Raw genomic sequence first — 7,287 nt, forward strand, 5'->3', positions numbered from 1 at the left:
TCCCCGGCCCCACCACCACGACCGCTGGATACTCGAACCCCGACACCGGCTCGGGCCACGGGACCGTCGCACCCGCCGGCGCGCCGGCCACCCTGCCTCAATCCGCGCCGGTCACCGAACCGGAAGCCGATCCCTGGCCCAACGGCGGGATAGACGAGGACCCATTCACCCGTGACCGCTCGCACCGTCTCGGGTCTCCGGCTCCCGTGGCAGGGAATGACGCGGCCGACGGCGGGAAAGGGCCCGGCGTCGAGCCCACCAGCGGTGAGTCGCGATGACCGAGAGCCACATCCCACCGACGCCCGCGCAAGCCAAAGCGGACTCGACATCGCTGGGAGACCTTCTCGGAGAGGTCACGCGGGACATTTCCACACTGATGCGCCAGGAAGTCGAACTGGCCAAAGCTGAACTGAAGCAGTCCACGGCACAGGCGGGCAAGGGCGCCGGAATGGTGGCAGGCGCCGGCGTTGCCGGGCATTTTGTGCTCCTCTTCCTTTCCCTCGCCCTTTGGTACGCTCTGGGCGAGCTGATGGGCCTGGGCTGGTCCGCCGTCGTCGTGGCTGTCCTCTGGGCGATCGTGGCAGCTGTCCTGGCGTCGATAGGCCGGAAGGAACTCAAAGCCGTCAAAGGCATGCCCCAGACGACCGCAACAATCCAGGAAATCCCAGAAACGCTCAAACCACGCGAGGAGCAACGATGAGTGAAAACCCGGATGATATCCGTTCCGAGATAGAGGAAACCCGGCGGCGCCTTGGCACCAACGTTGACGCAGTGGCCGACAAGGTGACGCCGTCGCACGTGGTCCGACGCCAAACCGAGAAAGTCAAAGATGCCGTCTTCGGCGTGAAGGAGAACATCCTGGGTACCGCTGATGATGTTGCGGAGGGCGGGCGATCAGCAATCGACGACGCCGGCGCGGCGATCGGCGACGTCCCCCACCGCCTCGCCAGCAAAACGCAAGGCAACCCGCTGGCTGCCGGGCTGATAGCCTTCGGGGCCGGTCTGCTGGTGGCCTCCCTGATCCCGGCAAGCGAGAAGGAAAAGGAGGCAGCGGCGGCCCTGAAGGACGCGGCCGAACCGCTGACCACCGAACTTGCCGCCGCGGCTCAGGACGTGGCCCAGGATCTCCAGGAACCGGCCCAGGAAGCGCTGGAAAACGTGAAGTCCGCGGCCACCGAGGCAGTCGAAAACGTCAAGGACGAATCCCAAACCGCCGTCTCCGACGTCACGGACACCACCATCGCGGCCAGGGACCGGATCGAGCCCGCCTGATCCAGACGGAGGCGTGCTGTCCGGCCAATACATCAATGAAGGACGGCACGCCTCGAGCCCGCTTTGAATAAGGGACATCCATGACGACGAAGAACCCCGCCGACAGCAGCAAGGCCAAGGCAGCCACAGCCCCGGATGCGGATGATGCCCGAAAACCGGACAGGCCCACCGAGATCGCCAGGCCAACCTGGACCTACATAGCCAAGAGGACCTTCCGTGAGTTCGGCAAGGATCAGTGCCCGGACGCCGCCGCGGGGCTGACCTACTACGCGGTGCTTTCCCTTTTCCCCGCGCTGCTTGCGCTCGTCTCCCTGCTCGGTATTTTCGGGCAGGCAGGAAATAGCACCTCCGCCCTCCTGGACCTTCTCCAAGGCATCGCCCCGGGATCCACCATCGACACCATCCGCCAGCCCATCGAAGAGCTCACCACCTCGACGTCGGCCGGCTTCGCCCTGGTACTTGGTCTCGTCGCCGCCCTGTGGTCGGCGTCCGGATACGTGGGAGCCTTCAGCAGGGCCATGAACCGCGTCTACGAAGTGGACGAAGGGCGCGGATTCATCAAACTCCGGGCAACCATGCTCGGTGTCACCGTCTTCGCGGTGATGCTCGTGGCCCTGATCGCCGGCATGCTCGTGCTCAGCGGACCCATCGCCGACGCCGCGGGCAGGGCAGTCAACCTTGGCGGGGACCTCCTGACGGTCTGGAGCATCGCAAAATGGCCCGTCGTCCTCCTGCTGGTGATCCTGATCATCGCGGTCCTGTACTACGCCACCCCTAACGTGAAGCAGCCGCGGTTCCGTTGGATGAGCATCGGCTCCTTCATCGCCTTGCTGGCATTCATCCTTGCATCGATAGGCTTTGGCTTCTACGTGGCCAACTTCAGCAACTTCAACAAGACCTACGGGGCAATAGGAGGCGTCATCGTGATGCTCCTGTGGTTATGGATTTTGAACATGTCCCTCCTGTTCGGGGCAGAGTTCGACGCCGAAATGGAGCGCGGGCGGGAACTGCAGGCAGGAATCGACGCCGAAGAAACCATCCAGCTCCCACCCCGCGGAATCAAGCGCAGCGAGAAACTCGCGAAACACGAGGAGAAAGAAATCGTCGACGGCGAGAGGCTCGGCGCGCAGCACACCGTTAGCGCCGGCCTAGAGGACGGCTCGACTTCCGACCTTCGTCCAACTCTTCACTGAAAGGGGGCGCACGTGGGAAACCTCCCGTGGATCGTTGTCATGCTGGTCCCGTCACTGAGCTTCTTCTTCTATTTGGTCTACGCAAACCTCCGCTCCTCCCGCAAGCGGAAGGCCCTCGGCTTGCCGCCCTTGGAACTTACTCCGCCCGAGCTCAGGAATCGACGCCGGAACGACGCCACGGACGTCGTCGACGACCACCAACACCAAGGAAATATCAAGAGCGATCAATAAACTCAGGTCGCTCGTCGGTCACGATGATCGGCTTAGGCTTTGCCGGTGACAGCGGTCCAGAGGCCGACGGCGCCCGCGACCACCATGATCGCGGTCGTGGCCCAGCCGAGGGTGGCGGCGAGTTTTCCGTTGCGGTATTCGCCCATGAGGTCCTTGTCCCTGGCGATGAGCATTGTGACGATGAGGAACGGTGCGGCGGCGATCCCGTTGATGATGGCACTGAGGACCAGCAGTCCGATGGGGTCGGAGTCGAAGAGACTGATGATGACGCCGCCGAGCGTTCCCATACCAAGAAGCACATAGAACGTGCGCGCCTTACTGGGACGCCGGTCGAACCCCCAGTTCTTGCCGAGCAGTCCGGCCAGCCCCGCGGAGCCCGAGGCTGCAAGGACGGGCACCGCGAGGATCCCGGAACCAACGAACCCAGCTGCGAACAGGAACTTCGCGGCAGGTCCCGCGATGGGTTCCAAGGCCTTGGCCGCGTGCGCGGCGGTCTTGATGTCCGTGCCGTTCTTTCCCAGGGTCGTCGCGGTGGCCGCGATAATCGCGAACATGACCAGGACGGAGAAGAACATCCCGATGAACACGTCCGCGCGGGCGTTTCGGAGCTTGCGGTGAGCGGCCGGCGCCGAGTTGTCATCCAGCCCGACGGCCTTATCGCCTCCGAGGTCATCTCCTCGATCCGGTGCGCGCTTTGCCAGAGGAACAGATAGGGAGCGATCGTGGTGCCCAGTTCGGGCTGGGCACGAACATGGGCATCAAAGCGATCGCCGACGCCAGCGGCCACGCCGAGACCGAACGAGAACTACGACACGTGCGCAGAACCTACATCACCAAAGACAACCTGCGGCAGGCCATCGTGAACGTCGTCAACGCAACCTTTGAAGCACGAAACCCTGAATGGTGAGGAGAAGGAAAAGCCCTGTTCGTCTCATCCTGACCGGGTCCTGGCGTTCGCGCGCTCAGCAGTGGCGGAACGGAGTTCCCGCTGGAGGCGACGGTTCTCTGCTTCCAGGCGCAGGACCATCCCGATGCCTGCCAGGTTCAGGCCCAGGTCCAGCAGCTCACCGATCCGCCGCAAGGTCGCCAGATCCTCCTCGCTGTACTGGCGGGTCCCGCCCAGGGTCCGGCCGGGTTCGATCAGGCCCCTGCGTTCGTACAGGCGCAAGTTCTGCTGCCCCATGCCCACCAGCTCCGCCGCGACGGAAATCGCGTACACCCCCCTGCCCGCGTCGTTACCGCCTGCCATCGCCCACCTCCAAATCTTCCCAAAATCAGGCTTGCCACGCCCCGGTCGCAGTGCTATAAGAAATATATACCAGCCGCAACAGATCGGCTGGGTTGACAACAAAAAAGCTGCGATCTGCAAGGAGTGACACACCATGCTGATGCGAACGGACCCCTTCCGTGAATTCGACCGGCTGGCCGAACAGGTCCTCGGAACGACGGCACGGCCTGCGGCGATGCCGATGGACGCCTGGCGCGAAGGCGACGATTTCGTGGTCGCCTTCGACCTGCCCGGAGTCACCGTTGACTCGGTGGACATCGACGTCGAACAAAACGTGCTGACCGTCAAGGCCGAACGCCCGGACCCCGTCGGCGAGGGCACGGAACTGATTGCCTCCGAACGTCCCCGCGGCGTGTTCAGCCGCCAGCTCATTCTCGGCGACGCACTGGACACCGACGGAGTGAAGGCAAGCTACGACGGCGGGGTCCTGACCCTGCGCATCCCGGTGGCGGAGAAGGCAAAGCCGCGCCGGATCGAAATCGATACCACGGCGAACCAGCGCCAGGAGATCAGCGCCTGAGCACCGGTACGGCTTCCCGGACCGGGAGCGCCTCGGCGGCCAACACGTAATTGGGTGATGGGGTTTCTCAGACCACGCCACGGCGCGGGTAGCGCACAGATACAGGCCCCCGAGGATGACTCCCGCAACGATGGTCCCCGGCTGAACGGACCGGGGACCATCCCTGTCCCCAGATGAACACACGGCACCACCAACAATGAAGACCAACGGCCCGGACCCCTACGAGATCCTGCACATTGACCCGACCGCCACGGCGCGGGAGGTGGGCCGTGCTTACCGCGCGCAGATGCGCAGCCGGCACCCGGACACCCGGCCGGCCCGCGGACACGGCACCGGCCCGACGACGCCCGAATCACAGAAGGAGCTGCAGGACGTGATGAACGCCTATGCCATCCTGGGCAACGCGGAAAAGCGGGCAGCCTACGACAGGGACCACCCGCGGCCGGCTCCGACCGAACCGCACCCCCGGGAACCCCTGGTACGGCCGCCGGATCCGCTGCTTCCGGCCGCCTCGTTGCTGATCGGACCGGTCATCTGGGAGCCGGCCGCCGGACGGTCCGACGCACCGCCGGCGTGGCCGGGCCCGTATCCGCCCGGCTACACGTTGATCCGGCGGATCCCGCACTGGCCACCGTCCGACCCGAAAGCACCATGACGAAGGAGACCCCATGAGTGCCTGGCGTCCGTACGACAGCCAGTTGATGCCCGCGTTCTACGAACGCTTCGAGAAGCGGTGGGGCAAAGGAACAGCGCCGTTCCTGGACCCGGAAACCCACGAACAACCCATGCCCCGGGCCCAATGGATCAACCCGGACACCGGCGCCGCGGTCGCGGTCGTGCCGATCTGGACCGGGGACCCCCGGCACCGCTCCTTCGGGGTGTTCTACCTGCCCCCGGCCGGCGACATCTGGGTCCTGCGCCCCGGGCACACGAACTACCTCGAAACCGACCCCAAAAACCCTGAGCAAGTCACCCTGCGCAACGACGCCTTCCGGAAAGCCGTCGCGCACGCCAAGGAATTCATCTACGGAACCCAACCCTGAAAGCCGCCCCCGGACCACCCGGATCAGGCAACCGGCAAACCCGGCGGTGAACCGTCCATCGGATCCGCCCCGGGGACCGGCCCTTCCGCCGCGGCCCGGGCCCTGACAGACATTCCCGGAGTACCCAATGACCCCTCAACAGATCATCCAGTTCCTCCAGGACTGCAGCATCCGCGCAGCCGCCGGCAATGCACGTCTCGACGCCGATGCGTCCTACCTCCTCTACGTCAGCTGGTGCGGCCTGAACCGGAAAGTCCCCGTCCCCCATCAGGCCTTCCGGACCGCCCTGCGCATGGCTGGCCTGCGCCCCGCAAAGAAGACACCGCACCACTGACCCGCAACGAGACATGTGGAAATGGAGAAGATGACAATGACGTCAACGGCCCTGAAAACAACACACAGTGACCATGCGGGCGGGAACCGTCCGTGGTGCGGGACGTGCGACAGCGACGAGTTCCTGATCTTCGAAACCGCTGCGTTCCCGGCCGGCGGTCCGGCCGGTGAACTGGACGTCAGCTACACCTGCACCGAATGCGAGGGCTACTACGCCCACCAGGTCCCCGCGGGCGCCCTGGACCCGAAGGTCCTGGCCGGGATCCTGCCCGTCCCGGGCGATGAGCAGCCCGGCATCTACACGCACTGCGGCGAGCCCATGACCCTGGGCCGCCCGGCCGGCCGGAGCGTCGCTTCGGAGGCGGCGAAAAACACCGGGCGCAGGCTCCTGGAGGTTTACCTCCGGACCCGGGTGCTGCATTGCCGCTGCGGTTTCCAGATGGAACTTCCCCGCCCCCGGGCGGCCTGAGGGGCCAGGTGGAGGGATCTCGATGCCGTTGTCCGACTCTGAACGCAGGCGGCTCCGGGAACTCGAATCGGATCTGGCAGCCCAGGATCCGGTTCTCGCGCGGGAACTGAGCACCGGCAGGCCGGCCCTCCGGTGGCTTCGCCGTTCCATCGGCCTGGCCCTGACCGTCGCGGGCATTGAACTGATCGTCATGGCCATGGCCGCCCGCCTTCCGGGCATCGGCTTCCCGGGATTCATCCTGCTGTTGGCAGGTGCCTGCGTGCTCCTCACCCGCCGCGCCGGCCGCCGGAGCGGATAGCGCCGCACCGCTCCTGTCCGCCCGGACCACCGCCGTGGCCTGCGCCGCCGGGCCGGGGGGACAGATTCTCCGTTGCTGCCCGGCCGGGAGCCCAGGTTCCGGAGCCGGTGACCGGACTTCCAGAGGCACGTGCGGGGCTCGCCGGGCCCTTGGTTGCGGCGAGCAGGGCCAGGGACGCGGCGACCGAGCGGTCCGGCTCCTTGGCCGGCGGTGTGTAGGCCCGCAGGACCAGGACCGATTTGCCCGCTACATCGAGCACGCCGCCCGCGTCCAGGAAGGCCGTGCCTGCGCGTTCTCCGGCGGTGTCCAGGACCTGTTCCCACCGCGACGCGTATTCGGCCGGGGGAAGGGTGAAGGACACCGCGTCGTCCCCGGAGTTGAAGCAGAGGAGGAAGTTCACATCCGTCACGGAGCGGCCCCGGTCGTCCCTGCCGATCCCGGCGCCGTTGTAGAAGACCCCGAGCGCCCGGGCAAGCGGGTTGTTCCAGTCCTCGGGCACCATCACGGACGCGTCCGTGTTCAGCCAGACGATGTCCGGAAGCGGCTGGCCTTCCCTGCGCTTGACCGGACGCCCTTCAAAAAACCTGTTCCGCCGGAAGGTCGCATGGTCCCGGGGGGGGGGGGGGGGGGGGGGGGGGGG

Annotated in this window: 14 protein-coding genes and 1 pseudogene; 12 read left to right on the forward strand and 3 right to left on the reverse strand. The window is 66.0% G+C overall.

Annotated features, from left to right (window positions below; genetic code table 11):
* The 5 genes and pseudogenes from AC3WJM_RS21095 to AC3WJM_RS21115 all read left to right on the forward strand — a co-directional run.
* Positions 1 to 278: pseudogene (locus AC3WJM_RS21095) on the forward strand (hypothetical protein); the annotation flags it as partial.
* Positions 275 to 700, forward strand: a complete 426-nt coding sequence (locus AC3WJM_RS21100; protein WP_306961449.1) for a phage holin family protein — start codon at positions 275 to 277, stop codon at positions 698 to 700. The pseudogene AC3WJM_RS21095 and the gene AC3WJM_RS21100, both read left to right, overlap by 4 nt.
* Complete coding sequence (locus AC3WJM_RS21105; protein WP_492272863.1) at positions 697 to 1,272, forward strand: DUF3618 domain-containing protein; 576 nt, start codon at positions 697 to 699, stop codon at positions 1,270 to 1,272. The genes AC3WJM_RS21100 and AC3WJM_RS21105 overlap by 4 nt, the downstream gene beginning before the upstream one ends.
* 80 nt (positions 1,273 to 1,352) lie before the next feature.
* Entirely contained in the window at positions 1,353 to 2,465 is a 1,113-nt protein-coding gene (locus AC3WJM_RS21110) for a YihY/virulence factor BrkB family protein (RefSeq protein WP_492272864.1), read from the forward strand.
* A gap of 12 nt (positions 2,466 to 2,477) precedes the next feature.
* Positions 2,478 to 2,696, forward strand: a complete 219-nt coding sequence (locus AC3WJM_RS21115) for a hypothetical protein (protein ID WP_441438335.1) — start codon at positions 2,478 to 2,480, stop codon at positions 2,694 to 2,696.
* A gap of 32 nt (positions 2,697 to 2,728) precedes the next feature.
* On the opposite strand, the gene AC3WJM_RS21120 is transcribed toward AC3WJM_RS21115, so the two are convergent.
* On the reverse strand, positions 2,729 to 3,397 hold the full coding sequence (locus AC3WJM_RS21120) for an NRAMP family divalent metal transporter (protein WP_492272870.1): 669 nt from the start codon (positions 3,395 to 3,397) through the stop codon (positions 2,729 to 2,731).
* Here AC3WJM_RS21120 and AC3WJM_RS21125 point away from each other — a divergent pair.
* The gene (locus AC3WJM_RS21125) at positions 3,382 to 3,603 is read left to right on the forward strand and encodes a Tn3 family transposase (RefSeq protein WP_284990536.1); all 222 of its coding nucleotides are present in this window, start codon (positions 3,382 to 3,384) and stop codon (positions 3,601 to 3,603) included. The genes AC3WJM_RS21120 and AC3WJM_RS21125 overlap by 16 nt on opposite strands.
* Before the next feature lie 24 nt (positions 3,604 to 3,627).
* On the opposite strand, the gene AC3WJM_RS21130 is transcribed toward AC3WJM_RS21125, so the two are convergent.
* On the reverse strand, positions 3,628 to 3,945 hold the full coding sequence (locus tag AC3WJM_RS21130) for a MerR family transcriptional regulator (RefSeq protein WP_284990535.1): 318 nt from the start codon (positions 3,943 to 3,945) through the stop codon (positions 3,628 to 3,630).
* Between the two features lie 133 nt (positions 3,946 to 4,078).
* Between AC3WJM_RS21130 and AC3WJM_RS21135 the strand changes: the two genes are divergently transcribed.
* The 6 genes from AC3WJM_RS21135 (at position 4,079) to AC3WJM_RS21160 (ending at position 6,647) form a co-directional block, all read left to right on the forward strand.
* Positions 4,079 to 4,504, forward strand: a complete 426-nt coding sequence (locus tag AC3WJM_RS21135; protein ID WP_284990534.1) for an Hsp20/alpha crystallin family protein — start codon at positions 4,079 to 4,081, stop codon at positions 4,502 to 4,504.
* Positions 4,505 to 4,700: 196 nt separating this feature from the next.
* Positions 4,701 to 5,159, forward strand: a complete 459-nt coding sequence (locus AC3WJM_RS21140; RefSeq protein ID WP_284990533.1) for a J domain-containing protein — start codon at positions 4,701 to 4,703, stop codon at positions 5,157 to 5,159.
* Between the two features lie 13 nt (positions 5,160 to 5,172).
* Positions 5,173 to 5,547: a hypothetical protein gene (locus AC3WJM_RS21145; protein WP_284990532.1), complete on the forward strand. Its 375-nt coding sequence runs from the start codon at positions 5,173 to 5,175 to the stop codon at positions 5,545 to 5,547.
* A gap of 127 nt (positions 5,548 to 5,674) precedes the next feature.
* Positions 5,675 to 5,881 (forward strand): hypothetical protein, encoded by a 207-nt coding sequence (locus tag AC3WJM_RS21150; RefSeq protein WP_284990531.1) that lies wholly within the window; start codon positions 5,675 to 5,677, stop codon positions 5,879 to 5,881.
* A 36-nt stretch (positions 5,882 to 5,917) separates the two neighbouring features.
* Positions 5,918 to 6,349 carry a hypothetical protein gene (locus AC3WJM_RS21155; protein ID WP_492272865.1) on the forward strand — a complete coding sequence of 144 codons (432 nt, stop codon included), beginning with the start codon at positions 5,918 to 5,920 and terminating at the stop codon, positions 6,347 to 6,349.
* Between the two features lie 22 nt (positions 6,350 to 6,371).
* Positions 6,372 to 6,647, forward strand: coding sequence for a DUF3040 domain-containing protein (locus AC3WJM_RS21160; RefSeq protein ID WP_284990528.1), 276 nt, complete (start codon positions 6,372 to 6,374; stop codon positions 6,645 to 6,647).
* Here AC3WJM_RS21160 and AC3WJM_RS21165 read toward each other — a convergent pair.
* Positions 6,616 to 7,149 carry a hypothetical protein gene (locus AC3WJM_RS21165; protein ID WP_492260692.1) on the reverse strand — a complete coding sequence of 178 codons (534 nt, stop codon included), beginning with the start codon at positions 7,147 to 7,149 and terminating at the stop codon, positions 6,616 to 6,618. The two genes, AC3WJM_RS21160 and AC3WJM_RS21165, sit on opposite strands and share 32 nt — an antisense overlap.
* Between the last annotated feature and the right edge of the window lie 138 nt (positions 7,150 to 7,287).

The sequence above is a fragment of the Arthrobacter sp. FW306-1B-G06A genome (assembly GCF_058781765.1).